Source organism: Sphingomonas sp. SUN019 (assembly GCF_024758705.1).
GTDB lineage: Bacteria > Pseudomonadota > Alphaproteobacteria > Sphingomonadales > Sphingomonadaceae > Sphingomonas.
Genome location: NZ_CP096971.1, coordinates 2,447,501 through 2,471,529 on the forward strand (window position 1 = coordinate 2,447,501; position 24,029 = coordinate 2,471,529).

Below are 24,029 nucleotides of genomic sequence, written 5' to 3' on the forward strand. Positions count from 1 at the left end.
ACAATAATCTGGCTGAGATTACAATCATCCGCATCAAGATACTGCGACTTTGCTGCTCTGCCGAGTTTTGGTTGGTTCCTTCTTGGGATCAACCCAGCGTTGTCGTTGGTGGTGCGGACTCTCAAGCGTGAGGTAAGGGCAATTCGTGGATGCCTTGGCATGTACAGGCGATGAAGGACGTGGCACGCTGCGATAAGCGTCGGTGAGCTGTGAGCAAGCATTGACCCGACGATTTCCGAATGGGGAAACCCACCTTCACCATTTATCTCGAACGTGAGTAATCACGAGCGGGGTAAATGGGGACAGGTATCACTAAGCTGAATAAAATAGGCTTTGGTGAAGCGAACCCGGGGAACTGAAACATCTCAGTACCTGGAGGAAAAGACATCAACCGAGATTCCGTTAGTAGTGGCGAGCGAACGCGGACCAGGCCAGTGCCTGAATTTCAACTAGCAGAAGCTTCTGGAAAGTAGCGCCATAGCGGGTGACAGCCCCGTATGCGAAAGTGAGAATTCAGGACTCGAGTAGGGCGGGACACGTGTAATCCTGTCTGAACATAGGGGGACCACCCTCTAAGCCTAAATACTCGTACATGACCGATAGCGAACTAGTACCGTGAGGGAAAGGTGAAAAGCACCCCGATGAGGGGAGTGAAACAGTACCTGAAACGGATTGCCTACAAGCAGTAGGAGGGGTCTTGTGCCCTGACTGCGTACCTTTTGTATAATGGGTCTGTGACTTAATGTATCAAGCAAGCTTAAGCCGGTAGGTGTAGGCGCAGCGAAAGCGAGTCTGAATAGGGCGACTAAGTTTGATGTATTAGACCCGAAACCCGGCGATCTAGGCATGGCCAGGATGAAGGTGCGGTAACACGCACTGGAGGTCCGAACCGATTAACGTTGAAAAGTTATCGGATGAGCTGTGTTTAGGGGTGAAAGGCCAATCAAGCCGGGAAATAGCTGGTTCTCCGCGAAAACTATTTAGGTAGTGCCTCGGATGGACACCGTTGGGGGTAGAGCACTGGATGGATGCGGGGGTCGCGAGACCTACCAACTCTAACCAAACTCCGAATACCAACGAGTGATATCCGGGAGACAGACATCGGGTGCTAAGGTCCGGTGTCAAAAGGGAAACAGCCCTGACCTACAGCTAAGGTCCCCAAGTCATCACTAAGTGGGAAAGCATGTGGAACTTCCAAAACAACCAGGAGGTTGGCTTAGAAGCAGCCATCCTTTAAAGAAAGCGTAACAGCTCACTGGTCTAATCAAGAGGTTCTGCGGCGAAGATGTAACGGGGCTAAAGTGATGCACCGAAGCTTAGGGTGTGATCGTTTACGATCACGCGGTAGCGGAGCGTTCCGTAAGCCGTTGAAGCGATCTGGTAATGGGTCGTGGAGGTATCGGAAGTGCGAATGCAGACATGAGTAGCGATAAAGAGGGTGAGATGCCCTCTCGCCGAAAGACCAAGGGTTCCTGCGCAAGGCTAATCCGCGCAGGGTGAGTCGGCCCCTAAGACGAGCCCGAAGGGGGTAGTCGATGGGAACACGGTTAATATTCCGTGACCTGGTGGTGTGTGACGGATGGTGTGTGTTGTCAGCTCTTATCGGATTGAGCTGGCTTCGAAGCTGTCCCGGGAAATAGCCCCACCGTATAGACCGTACCCGAAACCGACACAGGTGGTCAGGTAGAGTATACCAAGGCGCTTGAGAGAAGTGTCCTGAAGGAACTCGGCAAATTGCCTCCGTACCTTCGGAAGAAGGAGGCCCTCACTATGCGCAAGCACTTTGAGGGGGCACAGGCCAGGGGGTAGCGACTGTTTAGCAAAAACACAGGGCTCTGCTAAGTCGGCTTCAAGACGACGTATAGGGCCTGACGCCTGCCCGGTGCCTGAAGGTTAAGTGGAGGTGTGCAAGCACTGAAATGAAGCCCAGGTAAACGGCGGCCGTAACTATAACGGTCCTAAGGTAGCGAAATTCCTTGTCGGGTAAGTTCCGACCTGCACGAATGGCGTAACGACTTCCCCACTGTCTCCAGGACATGCTCAGCGAAATTGAATTCTCCGTGAAGATGCGGAGTACCCGCGGTTAGACGGAAAGACCCCGTGCACCTTTACTGCAGCTTCAGAGTGGCATTAGGAAAGAACTGTGTAGCATAGGTGGGAGGCTTTGAAGCATTGGCGCCAGCTGATGTGGAGCCATAGGTGAAATACCACCCTGTTGTTTTCTGATGTCTAACCCAGATCCATGAAACTGGATCGGGGACCCTCTGTGGCGGGTAGTTTGACTGGGGCGGTCGCCTCCTAAAGAGTAACGGAGGCGCGCAATGGTGGGCTCAGGACGGTTGGAAACCGTCTGTTAGAGTGCAATGGCATAAGCCCGCCTGACTGCGAGACTGACAAGTCGAGCAGAGACGAAAGTCGGTCATAGTGATCCGGTGGTCCCTCGTGGAAGGGCCATCGCTCAACGGATAAAAGGTACGCCGGGGATAACAGGCTGATAACCCCCAAGAGCTCATATCGACGGGGTTGTTTGGCACCTCGATGTCGGCTCATCACATCCTGGGGCTGGAGCAGGTCCCAAGGGTTTGGCTGTTCGCCAATTAAAGTGGTACGTGAGCTGGGTTCAGAACGTCGCGAGACAGTTTGGTCCCTATCTGCCGTGGGCGTCGAAATTTGAGAGGAGTTGACCCTAGTACGAGAGGACCGGGTTGAACATACCTCTGGTGTACCAGTCGTTCTGCCAAGAGCGCAGCTGGGTAGCTATGTATGGACGGGATAACCGCTGAAAGCATCTAAGCGGGAAGCCTCCCTCGAGATAAGATTTCTTAGGACGGTCGGAGACCACGACCTTGATAGATCGGATGTGGAAGTGGAGTAATCCATGGAGCTAACCGATACTAATTGTCCTATTCGCGCTTGAGAGTCCCGCCATCAGCGACAGCTCTGGGTTTACGCTCAGTCACTGTCCGCTATGTCGGATGATCAGCTCGACGCCAGATAATGTTACGAATGCAATCGACGGCCGGTTTTCCGGCTTGTCGACAGACAAGGTGCATCGATTTTAGAACCGTTTTCCCAACGCTCACCGGCTTCATTGCCTGGTGATCATAGCGTCGGTGTCCCACCCGATCCCATCCCGAACTCGGCCGTGAAACCCGATTGCGCCGATGGTACTATCGCTCAAGCGATGGAAGAGTAGGTCGTCGCCAGGCATTGTAGCTGGTGAGCGATGTGGAAACGGATTAAACGAACTCATTCACTTGTCTTAGCCCGCGAGGGCGCCAGCGCCTCCGCATTTGTGGAGGCGTTTGCGTCTTTGCCGGGCTTCATTGGTGGCGCGGGGTGGAGCAGCCCGGTAGCTCGTCAGGCTCATAACCTGAAGGTCACAGGTTCAAATCCTGTCCCCGCAACCAATGTAAGCACACATGCAAAGAAGGCCGCTCCCGAAAGGGAGCGGCCTTCTTGCGTTAGGGCTTGGATGGCAGCCAAGCAGCCATGAGCGCGAGATCAGCGCCTGGGCGGTAGCGCCGTTGCTGTCGATGGAGACGCGGGGCATCGCGCGGGTTAGTGACCGGCAAGTGATTTCGAGCATCGTGCATGTGCCGATTAGCGACGGGCGGTCGGCCACTGCGCTGGTCTGCTACGAGCCGAGGAAGGCGCTGTTACAGTCGCTGGGTGCGCTATGCCAAGAAGAACGCGTGGCTGCCGTAGGATCGAGTCGCTGGCGGCCGCCGGACGTCCGCGTGCCGTGCTGATGCTCGACAACACATGCGCCACGATGCACCGTTCGACGGCCGACGGAAAAGGGAGTGGTATATCAACGCCATAGGGTACTCGCGTGGTGAACCAACAACTAACCTGCACGCGCTGGTCGATTGGCTGGGACGCCTTCTCGGCTTACCATCACCCCCGGGCGAGCACCGCTACGCGCCTGTCGCTCCGGCCTCGTCAGCCTGCTGCCCGATTTCGCACGTTCGCCGTCGACCGCGCCGCGCTTGGTCATTTGCTGGTCGTCCGCGGCACGACCCCTGTCATCCCCAATGAACCCCGCCGCAAGCACATGCATCCCTTCGATCGCATCGACTGCAAACGCCGCAAACTCGTCGAGCGTGCCTTCTGCCGGATCAAGGATTTCCGCCGCGTCGCCGCCCGTTACGGCAAACTTGCTGCCACCTACGCCGCCGCTATCAGCCTAGCTGCCCTCAGCGCATGGTGGATATATGCCTCGGCCCTGATCATGAGCCAGTATATTGCCGTCGAGCGATAGCGGACCAAGCCGGTTGGCGTGGAATTTCATACACATGCTGTCCGTGCTGATCCTGCTGGCCGTCGCAAGCTCATGTGCCAGTATTCCTTGCGCATAGCGTAGATCGCGACGGTCTTGGCGAACAGAAGGTAACCGGATCAACACCCGAAGACACGCATGGCGTACTTTCCGGGTGGAGCAGCAAGTCTGTCGATCGCGTGTTTCGTTCAGTCTTTTGCGGGAACCGCGCCCCCGTTGACCGGCGCAGCCCGCGATGGGCGAAACGTCGTCGCTCCGCTCGATCGTTCCGATGGCTGGACCGTGCTAGCAGACGCGCCGCTCCCGGCGAGCAGACCGTTCAGTGATCCTCCGTCCATGCCCAGCTCGGCCATCAACCCATCGATCAGCGGCCCGCCGACCCGGTAGCGCATCGCCGCGGCGACAGCGGCATCGGCGAGATTTCCCAGACCGACCCCGGCACCGGCATCGCCCCCGCCGTCGCCATGGAGGCCGCGGGCGTCGAGGATGTGGATCTTGTCGATGCTCTCCATCGGCTTGCTGGCCGCGGCGATGATGGCGGGCAGCGCTTCGAGCATTGCGCGGCGCACCAGCAGCGCGGTCTGCGCATCGTTCAGGATGTTGGTCGCTTCGTTCAGCGAGGCCTGACCCGCCGCATCAACCTTGAACGCAGCCTCGCGGCCTTCCGCGCGCGCCTTTTCCGCATCGGCCTCCGCGGTCGCCTCGGTCCGCATCGCACTGGCGCGCGCCTCGGCGGCTTCCTTCTCGGCCGAGGCGGCGACGGTGATGCCGACCGCTTCTTCCTGCGCACGCTGCGTGGCGGCGATGACGGCGACGTTCTTGTTGCGGTTGGCGATTTCGGTCGCTTTGGCCGTAGCGACGCTTTCCTCCGCGCGTACGGCGTGCGCGCGCGCTTCGTTGGCCGCGGCGGCCGCGGTCGATTCTTCCTCGGACTTCTGCGCGGTCTGCACCGCAGTCGTGATGCGCGCGATCTCGATCGTGCGGTCGCGCTCGATCGTCGCGGTCTGGATTGCGCCGTCACGTGCGATCGTCGCGGTCTGGATGATCTTGTCGGCCTCGGTCTGCGCGACGGTCTGCGCCTGCGTGGCCGTAATGCGCGCGATCTCGGCGAGACGGGTCTGCTCCGCCTCGGCGGTAGCGATCGCGGTCGCCTGTTCGGCACGGCGTGCGGCGAGCGTCTGCTCTTGCAGCAACCGCGCCTGTTCGGCGGCCTGCGCGATTTCGAGCGACTGGTTGTTGGCGTCCAGGTTGCGCTGTTCGATCTCGACACGGTTGGTCGCGACGATGTCGTTGCGGATCTTCTTGCGCTCCTCGATCGTGCGGGTGAGCACGGTCAGCCCCTCGGCGTCGAACGCGTTATTCTCGTTGAAATGCTCGAACGCGGTCTGGTCGAAATGCGTGATGCTGACCGATTCCAGCTGGAAGCCGTTCATGTCCAGATCGGTCATCAGCGCCTCCTGCACCTTCTGGATGAAGTCGGCGCGGTTGGCGTGGAGATGCTCCATCGTCATCGTCGCGGCGACCGAGCGCAGCGCGGACACGAGCTTGCCGTCGAGCAGCGACTTCACCGCATCGGGGCTGTTGACCGCGTCGCCCAATGTCTGCGCCGCGGCGGCGATCGATTCGGCGTCCGGCTTCACCTTGATGTGGAACAGCCCGACGACATCGACGCGCAATTTGTCGAGCGTGATCAGCGCGTCCTTGTTGAGGCGCGACACCTCCAGCTTCACCGTCGTCAGGCGGACCTGCATCAGTTCGTGCAGCACCGGAATGACCATGATCCCGCCGTTGAGCACTACCTTCTCGCCGCCGAATCCGGTGCGGATCAGCGCGACGTCCTTCGTCGCGCGGCGGTAGAGGCGGGTCAGGATGATGCCGATCACGACGAGCGCGAACAGGATGATGCCGGCGTAGATCAGGATAGTCAGCAAAGATGCGGGCACGGATGGCCTCCCCCAGAGTTCATTTGTCGCGATAGTTCAGATGGATTGCAGCAAGGCGTCGGCATCCGGAAGCGCGTAGAAAATACTGCCCTCGCGCCGGACGATCAGCGCCGTCTGCCCGTGCGCGATCACACCGCCATCGTCGTGCGGCTCGACCATGATGAAATGCGCCTGCCCGTGATGGTCGACGACCTTCGCGCGCGCCGGATGACCGCGCCGCGCCGCGCCGTCGAGAATACGCCCACGCTGCCGCAGCAGATCGTCGGACGAGATGACGGTCGATTCATAGCCGGGCATGATCCGCGCGAGGCCGTTCGCGGTGAAGGTGTTGAGGATCACGCCGATCAAGGTCGCACCGCCGACGGCCAGGCCCCAGTGCAGCGGCCCGCCGAAAAACGCGGTCGCGCCCTGCTGGATCGCGAGTCCCGACAGCGTGAAGCAGCCGAGCAAAGACGTCAGCCAGATCAGGATCGGAAGCTCGCCACCCAGCCCTAGCCAGTCGAGCAAGCCGCCGCCCTCCGCATCGCCGCCGACCTCAGCGTCAAGATCGAGATGGCCAAGCCCCAGCCCGACGCCCTCGATCAGGCCGATGCCGATCATCACGACGAAAGCGATCGCGAACGGCGCGTATTCAGGTGTCAGAAACGCCGCGAACATGGCCATAGTACCCCCCGACGAATGCTAGGCCGGTCAACGACTTGTCGCAACATCGCTGCGACCCGGAGCGGCCGTTCATTCCGCCATTTCCGGCTTTGCCGACTGCACCGCCGCCATCTCGCCCATCGTGACGTAGTCGAGCTTGCCCGTACCCAGCACCGGCAGCGCCGCGACGATGCGGATGTCGCGCGGCAGCGCCAGTTCGGTGATGCCGTTGGTACGGCCCCACGCCTGCAGGTCGGGCGCGACCGCCCCGGCCTGCGTGGTGAACATCACGAGTTGTTCGCCCTTGCGCGCGTCGGGCCGCGTGACGACCGCGTGTTCGGCGGCGGGCCACAGCTTCGCCGCATAACCCTCGACCGCGGGCAGCGAGACCATCTCGCCGCCGATCTTGGCGAAGCGCTTCGCGCGGCCGCGGATGGTGACGAAGCCCGCCGCGTCGATCGTGACGATGTCGCCGCTGTCGTGCCAGCCGTCGATCGGCGGCTGGAGCACGCCCGGCGCATCGGCCTTCAGATACCCCGCCATAATGTTCGGTCCGCGGATCGACAGGCGACCGCCCTCTTCTATCCCCGGCACCGGATCTATCTTCGCCTCGACGCCCGGCAGCAAACGCCCGACCGATCCGGCCTGGAAATGCATCGGTGTATTGACCGCGATCACCGGCGCGGCTTCGGTCGCGCCATAGCCTTCGAGGATGCGCAGCCCGAATTTCTCGGCATAGGTCCGCCGCGTCTCGTCGCGCACGCGTTCCGCCCCCGCAAATATGTAGCGCAGCGAATAGAAATCGTAGCCGTGCGCCATCCGCGCATAGCCCGACAGGAACGTGTCGGTGCCGAACAGGATCGTCGCATTCGCATCATAGGCGAGCGCGGGGACGATCCGGTAATGCAGCGGGCTGGGGTAGAGCAATGTCTTCACCCCCGACAGGATCGGCAGCAGGGTGCCGCCGGTCAGCCCGAAGCTGTGGAACACCGGCAGCGCGTTGAGCACCACGTCGGACCGGTTGAAATCGATCCGCGCGGACAATTGCTGACAGTTGGCGAGCAGATTGCGGTGGGTGAGGACAACGCCCTTCGGCAGTCCCTCCGATCCGCTGGTGAACAGGATCACCGCGGGCGCATCGGGTGACACGCGGTGGCGGCGGTGGAGCCGCCCCGCCCAGCGCGTCGCGACCAGCGCACGCAGCTTGGCCAGCGGCGTGATGTCCGCGCCGATATCCTCCAGATAGCGCACGGCGATCCCGGTCGCCTCCAGCCCGGCGATCACCTCGCCCAGCTTCGCCTGATCGACGAAGGCGTGCGCGGTCAGGATCGTGCGGATTTCGGCCGCGGTGCACGCCGCCTTCAAATTGGTCAGCCCCGCGGTGTAGTTGAGCATCGCGGTTACGCGCCCGATCGCCTGCAGCGCGAAGAACGTCGCCACGACCGCATTCACGTTGGGCAGCAGCACGCCGACCGCCTCGCCCGGCTTCGTCATCGCCGCGAACGGCCGCGCCAGCGCCAGGCTGCCGGTCAGCAACCGGCCATAACTCAGCGGATCACGCTTCACGTCCTCGACGATCGGCGCGTGACCGCCGTGAATGTCCTTGGCGTCGATCAGCGCCTGATACAGCGTGCGGTCGATGTCCGACGTCGCGAAGATCATGTCGCTCATCACGTCGTACAGCTTGCGCCCGGCGGCGGCGCGGCGTTCGCGCGCGCTCATCTCGCCGGGGATCGCGAAGTGTCGCGGCGGCAGGATCGTCAGATCGATCTTGGGGAAGGTCTTGAGACGCACCTTGCCGCGCAACCGTGAGAAGGGGCTGTATTGCGCGCCCGCGATGCGGACCGGGACGATCGGCGCATCGGCCTTGTCCGCGACCATGCCGGGGCCGTCGAACACCTTCATCAGCGCGCCGGTCACGGTGATGCGCCCTTCTGGGAAGATCACCAGCGTCCGCCCCTCTCGCACCGCCTTCACCATCGCTTTCGCCGCCATCGGGTTCAGCGGATCGACCGGGAAGGCGTCGAACATGCCGAGGAACGGGCGCACCCACCACGCGCGCGCGATCCGGCTGTGGATCGCGAAGGTCGGCTTGCCGGGCAGGAACGCGGCGAGCAGCAGGCCGTCGAGGAACGAGACGTGATTGACCACCACCACCGCGCGCTGGCCCGGCTGCGGCATGTTTTCAGCGCCGTGGACATCGACGCGGTAGAGCGCGACGAGCAGGCCGCGGATCAGCGCCTTGAACAGCGTCTCTGGCAGCAGCCAGCACGAGATCAGCGCAATCGCGAGCGTGGCGAAGCCGAGCGCACCGATGACACCCGGCACGCTCGTCCCCATCGCCAGCAACGCGGTGACGATCGCCACCAGCAGCACGGTGACGCTGGCGTTGACGATGTTGTTGGCGGCGATGATTCGCGAGCGTTGTTCGGGTGCGCTCTTGGTCTGCAGGATCGCGTAGAGCGGCACGATGAAGATACCGCCGGCGAACGCGATGCCGGCCAGCGCGATCAATATGTGCCAGCTTCCCGCGGTGGCGAGAAACGCTTCGACGCTCGCATTCGGCGTGACGGCCACGAACGTGCGCGTCGCGATCCACAGATCGATCAGGAACAGGGCGAGCGCGAGCGCCGAGATGGGCACGTAGCGTGCGGAAACCTCGCCCTTCAGCAGCTTGTTCACCACCAGGGATCCGATCGCGACGCTGATCGAGAACACCAGCAGGAACAAGGTGACGACGCTCGCCCCCGCGCCCAGCGTGCCGCTGACCAACGGCGCGAATTCGGACAACAGGATCGCGCCGACCGAGAAAAACCAGCTGATGCCGAGGATCGCGAGCCACACGCCGCGGCCGCCATGCGCGACCGACAGGATCTTCCACGTGCCCTTGAAGATGTTGCGCTCGATCGGCAGCCCCGGATCCGCCGACGGCGCGGCGGGAACCGCGAAACTCATGGCCAGCCCCAGCAATGCCACGCCGGTCGCGACAAGCCCCGCCTCCCACGGCGCGATCAGGCCGCCGAGCAATTGCCCGGCGAGGATCGCGATGAACGTGCCCGCCTCGATCAGCCCGGTGCCGCCCATCAACTCGTGAGTCCTGAGATGCTGCGGCAGGATCGAATATTTGACCGGTCCGAAGATCGTCGAATGCACCACCATCAGAAACAGGCAGCCGAGCAATATTGGGATCGATCCGAACCAGAACCCGGCCAGCGCGAGCGCCATGATGCCAACCTCGGCCGTCTTTACCGCGCGGACCAGCCACGCCTTGTCCCATTTGTCGGCGAGCTGCCCGGCGAGCGCGGACAGCAGGAAGTACGGCAGAATGAACAGCCCGGTCGACACCAGCGCGAGCAGCTCGGCTTTCTCCGGCGCTGCGCGGTAGATGACGAAATTGGCGAGGAACAGCAGCGCGAACTTCAACAGGTTATCGTTGAACGCGCCCAGGAACTGGACGACGAACAACGGGCCGAAGCGGCGCTTCGCGAGCAGCGAAAAATCCGGTGCCGACATGAGTACAATTCCCCTTGAGCGGGTTGGCTAGCGACGAAAACTTAACGGAAAGCGTATTGGAGATAGCATAAACTGATCGCTGTTCAATATCTAAATTAGACACTGCTCATTTTAATGGTTAAGCGGAGATATGGGCAGGCGATCGGATCACAGCCGCGAGGAACTGGAGGCGCTGATCCTCGCCACCGGCGCGGCGCTGATGGCGGAGGTTGGACTCGCGCGCTTTTCGGCGCGCGAGGTCGCCAAACGGATCGGCTATTCGATCGGCACGATCCACAACGTGTTTGGCAGCTATGATCGGCTGGTGATGGCGATCAACACGCAAACCTTCGGGCTGTGGGCCGAACACCTGCGTTTGCACTTCGAACAAGCAAGCGATGACCGCATTGCCGTGCTGGTCGAAGGCTATTTCAGCTTCGCGCGCGCCAACGTGCATCGTTGGAGCGCGATCTACGGCCACCATCTGCCCGATGAGATGGCATTGCCCGAAGCGGACCGGGCGGCGCGCGGCGTTCTGACGGAGATCGTGGTGCAGGAAGTCGCGCGAGCATTGGGGCGCGTTCCCGATGAAGCGGTCGCAGCGTTATCCCGCTCGCTCATCGCGACCGTCCACGGCCACTGCGCCTTCGCGATCAGCGGCGCGTGGGCGCTGATGGGCGAAGCCGCGCCGGAGGTCGCCGCGCTGAAACGGGTCCGCGAAGCGTTGGCGGGACAAGGCTGACGTCGGCATTCTCCGTGAAACTGTTACTGACGCTTCGCTGTCCGACCGGTTATAGGGAGGTGTCGTCGGCGCGACCGCGATCCGCGCACAGCAAACGGATCGATGAACATGCCCGAAGGTCGCTGTAACGGAGAGCAGAAGCCCGAGCGCAGGCCGGGGCCGCCGCCGCTTCTGGACGTACGCGATCTGTCCAAGTCGGTGCCCGGACCACGGCGGCTCTTCAGGCATCTCGACCTTACCATAAACGCAGGCGAGCTCGTCGCGATCGTCGGCGAATCCGGGGTCGGCAAATCCACCCTTCTCAACATCCTGGCGGGCCTCGACGACGCGGACGGGGGCAGCGTCGTGATCGACGGGGTCGAACTCGGGTCGCTCGACGAGACCGCGCGTACACGGGTGCGCCGGGAACGGATCGGCTTCGTGTTTCAGGCCTTTCACATCCTGCCGTACCTTACGCTCCGCCAGAACGTCGCACTGCCCTTGGCGCTGGTGTCGCCGGATGCGGCGGCTGCCGACCGCCGGGCGGACGCGATGCTGGATGCCGTCGGCCTGGAGGGTCGAGGCGACGGCTATGCGCGTGACCTGTCGGGCGGCGAATTGCAGCGGGTCGCCATTGCGCGCGCGCTGGTGCATCGGCCCGCGCTGATCCTGGCGGACGAACCGACCGGCAACCTCGATCCCGCCACGGCGGCGCGCGTACTGGCGCTGTTCGCCGAAGCGGTGCGCGGTAACGGCTCGGCCGGCGTGATGGTGACGCACTCCGAAACCAGCGCGGCGATCGCCGACCGGGTGCTGACGCTGGGCGCGGACGGGCTGGTCGAGCGGCGTGACTGAGCATTCTGGGGCGATCTCGGGAAGGCTGGCGCTGCGCTGGCTGATCGGTGGCGAGTGGCGCGCTCATCCGGCGCGTTTTCTGACCACGGCGATCGCGATCGCCGTCGGCGTCGCGCTCGGTTTTGCGGTACATCTCGTCAACGGGTCGGCGCTGGCGTCGTTCGATGGCGCGATGCGCGGCGTCAGCGGAGCCGCGGCGCTTTCGATCCGCGCGACCAGCCCGCTCGGCTTCGACGAGCGCATCTACCCGCGCGTCGTGGCTGCGAGCGGGGTCGCGGACGCAAGTCCGGTCGTCAGACTCGACGCGCGGATCGGCCGCGCGCGCATCGTCCTGTTGGGTGTCGACGTGATCCGGGCCGCGGCGGTGACGCCGTCGCTGATCGGGATGCGCCCGACCGGTCAAGACACGCAGAACGACGCGGTGTTCGATGAGGCGGCGCTGTTTCTTTCCCGGAGCGCCATGACGCAGAGCGGCGCGCGCGTGGGTTCGACCGTACAGGTCGTCGCGAACGGGAGGACCGCGCCGCTGCGGATCGCGGGCACGCTGCCTGCTTCGGGAGAGGCGGCGGTCGGCGTCATCGACATCGCCGCGGCGCAGTGGCGCTTCGGGCGGCTGGGCCGCATCGATCGGCTGGACCTGGCGCTGTCCGACCGGACCCTGGCCGAGCCTGCCTTGCGGGCGCTGCTTCCTGCGGACACGGTCCTGTCCACCCCCGCCGCACAGAATGCGCAGGGCGACGCGCTGTCGCGCGCGTACCGGGTGAACCTGGATATGCTCGCGCTGGTGGCGCTGCTCACCGGCGGCTTCCTGGTCTATTCGGCGCAATCGCTGTCGGTGGTTCGCCGCCAGCGCGCGTTCGCCCTGCTCAGGACGCTCGGCATGCGGCGCGGCGGCGTCGTGACCGCGGTCGTTCTGGAGGGCGCGGCGATCGGTCTGGCCGGCTCCGCAGTCGGCCTGGTGGCGGGCTACGGGCTTGCCTGGGCCGCGCTGCACTGGTTCGGAGGCGATCTTGGCGCGGGCTATTTCGGTGGCGGCGGCGCGCGGGTGGTGTTTCAGCCGGTCGCGGCGTCTGGGTTTTTCGCGCTCGGCGTGCTGGCGGCGTGTCTGGGGAGCATATTGCCAGCCCGCATCGCCGCCCGCGCCGCACCGGCGGCTGCGCTGAAGAATGCGGGCGATGTGCTCGATCCGCGCCGCGCGGTCAAATGGTGGCCGGCCGTAGCGTTGCTGACGGCAGGCGCTGGCGCATCGCTGCTACCGGCGATCGACGGGCTGCCGCTGTTCGGCTTTGCCGGCATGGCGCTGATGCTGGCGGGCGGCGTGGCCGGCGTGCCGTGGTTCGCCCGCACGCTGCTGTCACCGATCGCGCGTCGCGGTGGGACAAACGTTCCGCGCCTCTTGGCCGTCCGCCACCTCCACGGCGCGCCAAACGAGGCGGCGACCGCGCTGTGCGGCATCGTCGCCTCCACCGCGCTGATGATCGCGATGGCGACGATGGTGACCAGCTTCCGCGGCGCGGTCGACGACTGGCTGGGCGACGTGCTGGGCGCCGATCTGTACGCGCGCACGACCACCGGGGCATCGTTCGATCCCGCGACACGCGCGAGGTTGGCCGCCACACCCGGCATTGCGACTGTGGCGTTCAGCCGACAACTGCCGCTGACGATCGCCGCCGACCGGCCGCCGGTCAGCCTGATCGCACGGCCGGAGCGCAACGGCCGCGATCCGTTGCTGGTACTGATCGAGCGCGCGCCATCGCTGCCCGCCAATGCGTTACCTGTGTGGGTCTCGGAACCCGCCCAGCGGCTGTACGGCTGGGACGCTGGCGAGACGATCGAGCTGCCGATCGCCGGTCGCACCCGGTTCTTCGTCGCCGGTGTCTGGCGCGATTATGGCCGGCAGGCGGGCGCGGTGCTGATCGACGAAGGCGACTATCAGCGCCTGACCGGGGATGAGGGCCGCGACGAGATGTCGGTGATACTGGCGTTCGGTCAGGACGCCGGGCGCGTCGCCAGCGACCTGACCGCCCGGCTTCCGCCCGCGCTGCGTGGGCAAATGGAAATCGCGCGGCCCACGATGTTGCGGCGTTTGGCGTTGACGCTGTTCGACCGCAGCTTTGCGGTCACCTATCTGCTGGAGGCGGTGGCGATCCTGGTCGGACTGGCGGGCGTCGCGGCGACGATGTCGGCGCAGACCATCGCCCGCGAACGTGAATTCGGTATGCTCCGTCATCTGGGGTTTACTCGGGGACAGCTAACCTCGATGCTGGCGACCGAGGGCGCGATCGTCGGATTAACGGGTGCGCTTGCGGGCATCGGTCTCGGCCTGGTCCTGGCGCAGGTGCTGATCCACGTCATCAATCCGCAGTCGTTCAACTGGACCATGACGACACGCGTACCGACGGGCACGTTGATCGGGGTCGCCGCGGCATTGACGGGCGCGGCGGCGGTAACGGCGGTGCTGGCCGGACGTAGCGCGACGGCGCGTAGCGCGATCACGTCGGTTCGGGAGGATTGGTGATGAAGCGGTTGGCGATGATGACCGGCTGGCTGGCGGCGGTCGCCGTGGCGGCGCCGGCCGCAACGCCTTACCCGCAGGTGCGGCCCGGCATCGGCTTGCGTTTCCCGGCCGATCACGGCGCGCATCCATCGTTCCGCACCGAATGGTGGTACGTCACCGGCTGGCTCAAGACGGCAGACGGGAAAGATCTCGGCTTCCAGGTGACGTTCTTTCGCACCAGGCCGCCGGTGGATGCGACCAATCCCAGCCGCTTCACCGCCGGGCAGGTTCTGTTCGCGCACGCCGCTTTGTCGGACCCGTCAACCAAGCGCCTGTTGCACGGCGAGCGGGCCGCGCGGCAGGGATTCGGGCTCGCATCGGCGCGGATCGGCGACGCGGACGTGGCGATCCGCGACTGGCGATTGCGGCGGGCGGCGGACGGACGCTGGCGGACGACCGTGGTCGCGGACGGTTTCCAGCTTGCGCTGGCGTTCCGGCCCACCCAGCCGCCATTGCCGCAGGGGCAGGGGGGCTACAGCCGGAAGGGACCGCGTCCCGACGAAGCGAGCCATTATTATTCGGTGCCGCATCTGAAGGTGTCCGGAAATGTGCGTGTCGGCGGCCGGCCGATCGCGGTCACCGGGGAGGCCTGGCTCGATCGTGAATGGTCCTCCAATTATCTTGCGCCGACCGCGCAGGGCTGGGACTGGACCGGCCTGAATCTTGACGACGGTTCGGCGCTGATGGCGTTCCGAATCCGGCGCAAGGGGGGCGGCACGTTATGGGCGGGCGGATCGGTGCGGCGGCCCGATGGGCGGACGGTGGTGCTCGGACCCGGCGACGTGGCGTTCCGGCCGGTCGCGATATGGCGAAGCCGGGCGACCGGCGCGACCTATCCGGTCATGCAGGACGTCAGCATCCGGGTCGACGGAAAGGTGATGACGCGCCGGCTGACGCCGATGTTCGCCGCGCAGGAACTGGATGCGCGATCGAGCGGGTTGCCGGTTTATTGGGAAGGGGCGGTGAAGACGCCGGGCGGGCGCGGCTATCTGGAGCTGACAGGGTATTACAAGGCCCTGTCGATGTAGCGGCACGATGTAATGTCGATGTGACGGCAATTGCGCAAACGGCCGTTAGCTCACGAACGGCAGCGAGTATCCCTCCAGCCGGGTGCGGATCAGTTTCTTGTCGATCTTGCCGGTCGCGCCGAGCGGGATTTCGTCGACGAACAGGACGTCGTCGGGCATCCACCATTTCGCGATCTTGCCGTCGAGATATGCAAGCACCTCCTTGCCCTCTGCGGTTTCGCCCGGCGTCAGCTGGCACAGCAGGATCGGGCGTTCATCCCATTTGGGGTGCGCGATGCCGATGACCGCGGCGATCGCAACCGCGGGGTGGGCGACCGCGATATTCTCGATTTCGATCGACGAAATCCATTCGCCGCCCGACTTCACGATGTCCTTCGCGCGGTCGGTGATCTGCATATAGCCGCGCGCGTCGATCGTGGATACGTCGCCGGTGTCGAAATAGCCTTCTTCGTCGAGGATGTCGCCGCCTTCGCCGCCGTAATAGGCCGATGCGATCGTTGGTCCCTTGATCATCAACCGGCCCGGCGTCCGGCCGTCGAACGGCAGCCGCTGTCCCGCATCGTCGATCAGTTTGAACTCGAGACCGCAGATCAGGCGGCCCTGTTTCACCTTGTAGGCCACCTGCGCGTCGGCATCCATCGCCGCGACCTCGGCCGAGGGGCTGGACATGGTCGCGAGCGGCGAGGTTTCGGTCATGCCCCAGCCCTGCACGACGTCGACGCCGAAATCGTCGCGGAAGGTGCGGACCAAAGATTCGGGCACCGCCGATCCGCCGATCGTCACGCGCTGCAGCGTGGAGAATTTGCCGCCGATCGACTTGATGTACTGGAGCAGCCCCTGCCACACGGTCGGCACCGCGGCGGAATAGGTGACGCCTTCGTCCTCGATCAGGCGATAGATCGATCCGCCGTCCATCTTCGGCCCCGGCAGCACCAGCTTCGCGCCGACCATCGGGGCTGAATAGACGATGCCCCAGCTGTTCGCGTGGTACATCGGCACGACCATCAGCACGTTGTCGCGCGCCGACAACGCCAGCGCATCGGCCTGCAGCGTCATGTTCGCGTGCAGCCAGTTCGAACGGTGCGAATACAGCACGCCCTTCGGATTGCCGGTGGTGCCCGAGGTATAGCAGAGACCGCAGGCGGAGCGTTCGTCGAACCCGCCCCACGCGGCGTCATCGCCGGTGTCTGCGATCCAATCGTCGAACGCGATCGCAGAATAGTCGGTCTTCGGCAGCGTCGCGGCGTCGCACAGGAAGACAACTTTCTCGATTCCCGGTGCGTGCGGTAGCAACTGCGCGACGGTGGCGGCGCACATCGGATCGGCGAACAACAGGCGGTCGCCGGCGTGGTTGGCGATATAGGCGATCTGTTCGAGGAACAGCCGCGGGTTGAGCGTGTGGAGCACTGCGCCGATATTCGTTACGCCGTACCAGGCGGCGAGGTGACGCGCGCTGTTCCAGCCCATCGTTGCGATCCGGTCGCCCTGCTGCACGCCGTCGCGCAGCAGGGCGGCGGAGACGCGTTTGGCGAGCGCGTGGACCGCGCCGAAGCTGGAGCGCGTGATCTCTCCCGACGCTTCGCGCGTGACGATCTCGCGGTCTGCGTGCCACGTCGCGGCGTGCGTCAGGATCCGGTCGACCGTCAGTTCGGTATCCTGCATCAGGCCCAGCATCGCGGCGTCTCTCCATTGTTCGTCAGGAGTGACTGTGCCGAAGATGCCGGGCCGGACGCAATCGCTTTCGTGCGCGCGAAACCTTTCGATATGCGCGCGTCAGGCGAACAGGAAGTCGTTCGCCGCGATGCCGGCCGCGTTCAACGTACCGTTCGCATCGACCAAAGTGATCCCGAAATGCGCCCCTGCAGAGGTGACCACGTCGAGCTGGACGTTGCCGTCGGCCAGATCAGTGGCGAACACGCTGCCCGCCGCACCGCCCGCGGCGTAGCGCGTGACGCCCAGTTTCTCGAGCACGATGCGGTCGATGCCGTTTTCGAAATCCAAGATGCGGTCGCCGCCGTCCAGCGCGCCATAGCCCTTGAACACGAACCAGTCCGCGCCGCCGTTACCTGTCAGATCGTCCGCGCCGGTTTCCCCGAACAATTTGTCAAAGCCTTCGCCGCCGTACAGTTGATCCTGACCATCGCCGCCGAGCATCAGGTCGTTGCCGTTGCCGCCGCGGAGCACGTCGTTCCCGGCCTCGCCGTTGATCGAATCATTGTCGTCGCCGCCATCGGCCAGATCGTCGCCGCCACCGGCCTGGAGATTGTCCTGACCGTCGCCGCCGTACAGCGTGTCACGACCATATTCGGACGACAGGATGTCGTTGCCCGGCCCGCCCAGCAGCGTGTTGTCGCCGTCGCCGCCGTCGACCCGGTCGTCGCCCGCGCCGCCGTCGACCAGATCGTTGCCCGACTGACCCTTCAGCTTGTCGTTGCCGTCCTCGCCATAGATGCGATCGTTGCCCGCGCCGCCGCCGACCGCCTGCGTCGTCAGAAGGCCGGTGCCGGGGTTGATTTCATTGAGGAAGCCGTCGTCGCCCGCGCCCGCGTAGATCGTGTCGTCGCCGTAGCCGCCGTCGAGATAGTCGCGATCGGCCCCGCCGTAGATGATGTCGTTCCCGCCATCGCCGAGGATCTGGTCATAGCCGGCGCCGCCATCCAGCGTGTCGACGCCCTCGCCGCCGACCAGCAGGTCGTTGCCGATGTCGCCATACAGGAAATCGTCGCCAATGCCGCCGTCCAGCCGATCGTTGCCGCGTTCGCCGTACAGCCGGTCGACGCCGTCGCCGCCGAGGAGATAATCGTTGCCGTCGCCGCCATAGATGCGGTCGTTGCCCGCGCCGCCATCGACGGTATCGTCGCCGCCATAGGCGCTGATAACGTCGTCGTAGATCGTGCCCCGGATATTGTCCTTCGCCGTCGTCCCGTTGATCGTCGCCATCTTGATTGCCCGCCCTCTGCTATGAATGACGCGCCTCTTTCACAGGCGCGTCAATGCACACAGACGGTTGCGACGGGCAGTTTTGCCGGTGCGACGTATCACCCAAAAAAGTCACGATTTCCGCGGGTTCTACACTAAAGTACGGGGTCAACCGTCCGCCCGGGCGAGCGCTTTCAGCCGATACAGCGTGTCCAGCGCGTCTCGCGGGGTGAGCGCGTCGATGTCGAGTGATTCGATCTCGGCGCGGATGCGGTCGATCTGTTCGACTTCCGCCTCGGCCGCGGCGGCGAACAACGGCAGATCGTCGAGACCCGCGGCCAGCCCGCCGGTCTTCGCCCGACCCGCCTCCAGCTTCGCCAGCACCGATTTCGCGCGCGCGACGGTCGCGGGCGGCATTCCGGCGAGCCGTGCGACGGCCAGGCCGTAACTGCGATCGGCGGGGCCGTCGGCGAGTTCGTGGAGCAGGACCAGTTCGCCCTTCCATTCACGCGCGCGGACGTGGTGGAGGGTCAGCGCCTCGCACCGTTCCGCAAGGCGGGTCAGTTCGTGGTAGTGCGTCGCGAACAGGCAGCGGCAGCGATTGTCCTCGTGGATCGCCTCCACCACCGCCCAGGCGATGGCGAGGCCGTCATAGGTCGAGGTGCCGCGCCCGACCTCGTCGAGGATGACGAAGCTGGCGGGGGTGGCCTGGGCGAGGATCGCGGCGGTCTCGACCATCTCGACCATGAAGGTCGATCGCCCGCGCGCGAGATTGTCCGATGCGCCGACGCGGCTGAAAAGGCGGTCGACCAGTCCGAGCGTGGCTGACGTAGCGGGGACGTAGCTGCCGGCCTGCGCCACGACCGCGATCAGCGCGTTCTGGCGCAGGAAGGTCGATTTGCCGCCCATGTTGGGGCCGGTGACGAGCCACAATCGCGAGGATTCGGACAGACGGCAGTCGTTGGCGACGAAGCGCTCGCCGCTTCGCGCGGCCGCGGCCTCGACGACCGGGTGACGTCCGCCTTCGATTTCGAAACACGCGTCGTCGACCAGGCGTGGGCGCGCCCAGCCGCCTTCTGCGGCGCATTCGGCGAGCGCCGAGGCCACGTCGAGCCGGGCGAGCGCGTCGGCGGTCGCGGCGATGGTTTCGCGCGAGTCGAGCGCGGCGGCGGTCAGGTCTTCGAGATGCGCGGCCTCGGCGGCCAGCGCGTGGCCGCCCGCCTGCGTCACGCGCGCGGCGACCTCGTGCAGGTCGGGCGCGTTGAAGCGGACGACCCCGGCCAGAGTCTGGCGGTGGGTGAAGCCGGAATCGGGGCGCATCAGCGCGTCGGCGTTCTTCGCCGCGACCTCGATATGATAGCCGAGGACGCCGTTGTGGCGGATTTTCAGCGCCGCGATGCCGGTCCCGGCGCGGTATTTCGCCTCCAGCGCGGCGATCGCGCGCCGCCCGCCCGCGCCCGCATCGCGCAGGTCGTCGAGCGCGGCGTCATAGCCTTCGGCGATGTACCCGCCCGCCGCGGCGTCGATCGGCGGGGTGGGGACGAGTGCGCGCTTGAGCAGGTCGATCAATGCGCCGTGGCCGCGCAGGCGTGGCGCGGTTTGGGCGAGCAGTGCGGGCGGCGTCTCGATCCGGGCGAGCTGTTCGCCGAGCATCCATGCCCCGTCGAGGCCATCGCGGAGCTGGCCGAGATCGCGTGGGCCGCCACGCCCCGCCGCCAGCCGTCCGAGCGCGCGGCCGATGTCGGGGAGCGCCCTTAGCGATGTGCGGAGGCGGTCGCGGAGCGCGGGGTCGTCGTGGAACAAGGTGACCAGATCGAGCCGCGCGTCGACGGCGGTGCGGTTCATCAGCGGCGCACCGATGTCGGCGGAGAGCAATCGCGCGCCCGCGCCAGTCACGGTGCGGTCGATCGTGTCGAGCAGGCTGCCCTTGCGCGCGCCGTTCGCGGTGGCGGTGAGTTCGAGACTTTCGCGTGTCGCGGCGTCGATCGCCATCGTTTCCGCGGCGCTGGAGATATGCGGCGGGCGGAGGAACGGGAGCGCGCCCTTCGCGGTGTGGTCGAGATAGGCGACCAGCCCGCCCGCCGCGGACAGCGCCGCGCGGCTGAACTGGCCGAAACCGTCGAGCGTCGCGACGCCGTACAGCCGCTTCAGCCTCGCTTCGGCCTGACCGCTGTCGAAGTCGGAGCGCGGCCGCGAGACCGTGGCGGGCGCGTCGCTGCCCTCCGCCGCGACCACTTCCGCCGCGGCGAGCCGCGCGAGTTCCGCATCGAGCCCGAGCGTGTCGGTCAGGATCACCTCGAACCGTCCGGTCGAGACGTCGGCGGCGGCGATCGCCACCTCGCCGCCTGCTTCGCCGACCGCGACGCACCAGTTTGCGACGCGCGCATCGAGCAAGGCTTCCTCGGTCAGCGTGCCCGCAGTGACGACGCGGACGATCGCGCGGTTGACCAAAGCCTTCGACCCGCGCGCTTTCCGGGCTGCCTCGGGGCTTTCGGTCTGCTCGGCGATCGCGACGCGGTGCCCGGCCTTGATCAGCCGCTGGAGATAGACGGTGGCGGCGTGTACCGGCACGCCGCACATCGGGATCTTCGTCCCCTCATGCTCGCCGCGCGCGGTCAGTGCGATGTCGAGCACCGCGCTGGCGATCTTCGCATCGTCGAAGAACAGTTCGAAGAAATCGCCCATGCGGTAGAACAACAGGCAATCCGCGGACTCCGCCTTGAGCGCCAGATATTGCGCCATCATCGGCGTGGGGGCGGGGGTGGTCATGTCAGGTCGCGGGCGCTGTGGCGGATCGACAGTATGAAGACCTCATTTCCCTGGACGTCGTAGGTCAGGATGTAAGGCTGTACATTGACCATCTCGCGCAGGCCGTTTGCCGCCGGACGTCCTCGTCGTGGAAAATCAGCGAGGCTTTCGCCGAGGTCGAACAAGCGCACGCCGATCGCGTCCGCGGCTCCCGGATCGAACTGCCTTATATAGCGGATGACCTGATCAAGATCATCGAGCGCCTGATTGCGCCAGATGACTTCAGCCATTCTGTTCGTTGAGCCATTCCGCGAAAGGTTTTTGACCCGGCTTGCCCCATGTCAGCAACCACTGGCCCACGACGATATGCTCCACGCCGTCGCCCGCGGCGTAACTGGCCTTTGCGCGCGTGAAGTCGCCGGTTTCGGGCTCGCGTCGCGGGCGCGGGGAGATGCCGGGCTCGTGCTTCATCGCCGATAGCATAGTCCGCAGCGTTCCCCTTGCCTAGACGCGTGGACGCACGAAAGGGCTTGCCCCTACGGCGCGCGCGCCTACGAGGTGCGGGCATGTCCGAACCTACGAACGTGCAATTTTCCGAGCGCGAGGCGCTGCTGTTCCATTCCGAGGGACGCCCAGGAAAGATCGAGATCGTCGCATCGAAGCCGATGGCGACGCAGCGCGATCTGGCGCTGGCGTATTCGCCGGGCGTCGCGGTGCCGGTGAAGGCGATCTACGACGATCCCGCGACCGCGTACGATTATACCGCCAAGGGCAATCTGGTCGCGGTGATCTCCAACGGGACGGCGATCCTCGGCATGGGCAATCTCGGCGCGCTGGCGGCAAAGCCCGTGATGGAGGGCAAGGCGGTGCTGTTCAAGCGCTTCGCCGACGTCGATTCGATCGATATCGAGCTGAAGACCGAGGACGTGAACCGCTTCATCGACGCGGTCGAGCTGATGGAGCCGACCTTTGGGGGGATCAACCTGGAGGACATCAAGGCCCCCGAATGCTTCATCATCGAACAGACGTTGCGCGAACGGATGAACATTCCGGTCTTTCATGACGACCAGCATGGCACCGCGATCATCACCGCCGCGGGCCTCATCAACGCGTGCCTGCTGACGGGCCGTGCGCTGGCCGACATCAAGATCGTCGTGAACGGCGCGGGCGCGGCGGCGATCGCGTGCACTGAGTTGGCCAAGTCGATGGGCGTGCGCCACGACAACGTCATCATGTGCGACCGCAAGGGCGTGATCTGGCAGGGGCGCGAGGACGTCAACCAGTGGCAGTCGGCGCATGCGGCGAAGACCGATCGCCGCACGCTGACCGAAGCGCTGCACGGGGCGGACGTGTTCCTGGGGCTGTCCGCGGCGGGCGCGTTGCAGCCGGAGATGGTGAAGGACATGGCTCCGGCCCCGATCATCTTCGCGATGGCCAACCCCGAGCCGGAAATCCGCCCCGAGCTGGCGAAGGAAGCGCGGCCCGATGCGATCATCGCTACCGGCCGGTCGGACTATCCGAACCAGGTCAACAACGTGCTGGGCTTCCCGTTCATCTTCCGCGGGGCGCTCGACGTGCGCGCGACCGGCATCAACGATGCGATGAAGATCGCCGCCGCACACGCGATCGCCGAACTGGCGCGCGAGCGCGTGCCGGAGGAAGTGGCGATCGCGTACGGCGTGCGGCACACGTTCGGGCCGGAATATATCATTCCCGCGCCGTTCGATCCGCGGCTGATGGAGGTGGTGCCGGTCGCGGTCGCGAAGGCGGCGATGGATTCGGGCGTCGCGACCAAGCCGATCCTGGATATGGAGGCATATCGCCAACAGCTTCGCGCGCGGCTGAACCCGACCACGTCGGTCCTGACGCTCGCTTATGAAGGCGCGCGCGCGCATCCCAAGCGCGTGTTGTTCGCGGAGGGCGAGGAGGAGGTCGTGCTGCGCGCGGCGATCGCGTTCAAGGAGGGCGGCTACGGGATACCGGTGCTGGTCGGTCGCGACGACGTGCATGACCGGTTGAAGGCGCTGGGGATCGCCGATCCGACCGAGTATGAAGTGCACAACAGCCGCGTCTCGCCATTGGTGCCGCGGATGGTCGATTTCCTCTACGCGCGGCTGCAGCGGCGCGGGTATCTGCGTCGCGACGTCGAGCGGATGATCAACCAGGACCGCAACATCTTCGCCAGCGTCATGCTGCAGCTGGGCGAGGCGGATGCGATGATCACCGGCGTCACGCGCACCTGGGCGCATACGATGCGCGAGGTGAAGCGCGTGATCGATCCTGAACCCGGCCGCACGCCGTTCGGCATCCACATCCTGGTCGGGCAAAGCCACACCGTGTTCATCGCCGACACGACGGTCAACGAGCGACCGTCCCCAGAGGAACTGGCCGACATCGCGGAACAGACCGCGCAGGTTGCGCGGCGGATGGGGCATGAGCCACGCGTCGCGTTCCTGAGCTATTCGACCTTCGGCAATCCCGAGGGCAAATGGCTGGAGAATATCCGTGGTGCGGTGGCGGCGCTCGACGCGCGGCAGGTCGGGTTCGAATATGAGGGCGAGATGGCGCCCGACGTGGCGCTCAATCCGAAGCAGTTGGCGAATTATCCGTTCGCGCGGCTTTCGGGTCCGGCCAACGTGCTGATCATGCCGGGGCTGCAATCGGCCAACATCTCGGCGAAATTGCTGCGCGAGCTTGGCGGGGACGACATGATCGGGCCGATGCTGATCGGGATGGAAAAAGCGGTGCAGATCGCGCCGATGACCTCGACCGCCAGCGAGCTGGTTACGCTGGCGGTGCTCGCCGCCGGGGGCATCGCGCGATAGCAATGTAACCTCACGCA

The 24,029-nt window shown here is 65.1% G+C and carries 14 protein-coding genes, 1 tRNA gene and 2 rRNA genes; 9 read left to right on the forward strand and 8 right to left on the reverse strand.

Annotated elements, in window-relative coordinates:
- Positions 1-122: 122 nt before the first annotated feature.
- The 4 genes from M0208_RS11705 (at position 123) to M0208_RS18575 (ending at position 4,264) form a co-directional block, all read left to right on the forward strand.
- A 23S ribosomal RNA gene (locus M0208_RS11705) occupies positions 123-2,918 on the forward strand.
- Between the two features lie 176 nt (positions 2,919-3,094).
- A 5S ribosomal RNA gene (rrf, locus tag M0208_RS11710) occupies positions 3,095-3,209 on the forward strand.
- A gap of 124 nt (positions 3,210-3,333) precedes the next feature.
- Positions 3,334-3,410 (forward strand) — tRNA-Met (locus M0208_RS11715).
- 425 nt (positions 3,411-3,835) lie between these two features.
- On the forward strand, positions 3,836-4,264 hold the full coding sequence (locus M0208_RS18575) for a hypothetical protein (RefSeq protein WP_408988092.1): 429 nt from the start codon (positions 3,836-3,838) through the stop codon (positions 4,262-4,264).
- Between the two features lie 206 nt (positions 4,265-4,470).
- On the opposite strand, the gene M0208_RS11725 is transcribed toward M0208_RS18575, so the two are convergent.
- From M0208_RS11725 to M0208_RS11735, 3 genes are all read right to left on the reverse strand, one after another.
- A complete protein-coding gene (locus M0208_RS11725) occupies positions 4,471-6,225 on the reverse strand; it encodes a flotillin family protein (protein ID WP_258891875.1) in 1,755 nt (584 codons plus the stop codon).
- A gap of 36 nt (positions 6,226-6,261) precedes the next feature.
- Positions 6,262-6,888, reverse strand: a complete 627-nt coding sequence (locus M0208_RS11730) for an OB-fold-containig protein (RefSeq protein ID WP_309547004.1) — start codon at positions 6,886-6,888, stop codon at positions 6,262-6,264.
- Between the two features lie 69 nt (positions 6,889-6,957).
- Entirely contained in the window at positions 6,958-10,380 is a 3,423-nt protein-coding gene (locus tag M0208_RS11735; protein WP_258891876.1) for an acyl-[ACP]--phospholipid O-acyltransferase, read from the reverse strand.
- 130 nt (positions 10,381-10,510) lie between these two features.
- Between M0208_RS11735 and M0208_RS11740 the strand changes: the two genes are divergently transcribed.
- The 4 genes from M0208_RS11740 (at position 10,511) to M0208_RS11755 (ending at position 15,520) form a co-directional block, all read left to right on the forward strand.
- A complete protein-coding gene (locus tag M0208_RS11740) occupies positions 10,511-11,101 on the forward strand; it encodes a TetR/AcrR family transcriptional regulator (RefSeq protein ID WP_258891877.1) in 591 nt (196 codons plus the stop codon).
- Between the two features lie 108 nt (positions 11,102-11,209).
- Positions 11,210-11,935, forward strand: coding sequence for an ABC transporter ATP-binding protein (locus M0208_RS11745; protein WP_258891878.1), 726 nt, complete (start codon positions 11,210-11,212; stop codon positions 11,933-11,935).
- Complete coding sequence (locus tag M0208_RS11750; RefSeq protein WP_258891879.1) at positions 11,928-14,453, forward strand: ABC transporter permease; 2,526 nt, start codon at positions 11,928-11,930, stop codon at positions 14,451-14,453. The genes M0208_RS11745 and M0208_RS11750 overlap by 8 nt, the downstream gene beginning before the upstream one ends.
- Positions 14,453-15,520, forward strand: a complete 1,068-nt coding sequence (locus M0208_RS11755) for a carotenoid 1,2-hydratase (protein WP_258891880.1) — start codon at positions 14,453-14,455, stop codon at positions 15,518-15,520. Before M0208_RS11750 ends, M0208_RS11755 begins: the two co-directional genes overlap by 1 nt.
- A 45-nt stretch (positions 15,521-15,565) precedes the next feature.
- Here M0208_RS11755 and M0208_RS11760 read toward each other — a convergent pair whose 3' ends face one another.
- From M0208_RS11760 to M0208_RS11790, 5 genes are all read right to left on the reverse strand, one after another.
- Complete coding sequence (locus tag M0208_RS11760; RefSeq protein ID WP_258891881.1) at positions 15,566-17,194, reverse strand: long-chain-fatty-acid--CoA ligase; 1,629 nt, start codon at positions 17,192-17,194, stop codon at positions 15,566-15,568.
- Between the two features lie 99 nt (positions 17,195-17,293).
- A complete protein-coding gene (locus tag M0208_RS18495; RefSeq protein ID WP_309547005.1) occupies positions 17,294-18,460 on the reverse strand; it encodes a calcium-binding protein in 1,167 nt (388 codons plus the stop codon).
- Between the two features lie 147 nt (positions 18,461-18,607).
- Positions 18,608-21,184 carry a DNA mismatch repair protein MutS gene (gene mutS, locus M0208_RS11780; protein ID WP_258893233.1) on the reverse strand — a complete coding sequence of 859 codons (2,577 nt, stop codon included), beginning with the start codon at positions 21,182-21,184 and terminating at the stop codon, positions 18,608-18,610.
- Positions 21,185-21,204: 20 nt separating this feature from the next.
- Positions 21,205-21,477: a type II toxin-antitoxin system RelE/ParE family toxin gene (locus M0208_RS11785; protein ID WP_258891882.1), complete on the reverse strand. Its 273-nt coding sequence runs from the start codon at positions 21,475-21,477 to the stop codon at positions 21,205-21,207.
- On the reverse strand, positions 21,470-21,658 hold the full coding sequence (locus tag M0208_RS11790; RefSeq protein WP_258891883.1) for a hypothetical protein: 189 nt from the start codon (positions 21,656-21,658) through the stop codon (positions 21,470-21,472). Before M0208_RS11790 ends, M0208_RS11785 begins: the two co-directional genes overlap by 8 nt.
- A gap of 95 nt (positions 21,659-21,753) precedes the next feature.
- Here M0208_RS11790 and M0208_RS11795 point away from each other — a divergent pair, with 95 nt between their 5' ends.
- A complete protein-coding gene (locus M0208_RS11795) occupies positions 21,754-24,012 on the forward strand; it encodes an NADP-dependent malic enzyme (RefSeq protein WP_258891884.1) in 2,259 nt (752 codons plus the stop codon).
- Positions 24,013-24,029: the final 17 nt, after the last annotated feature.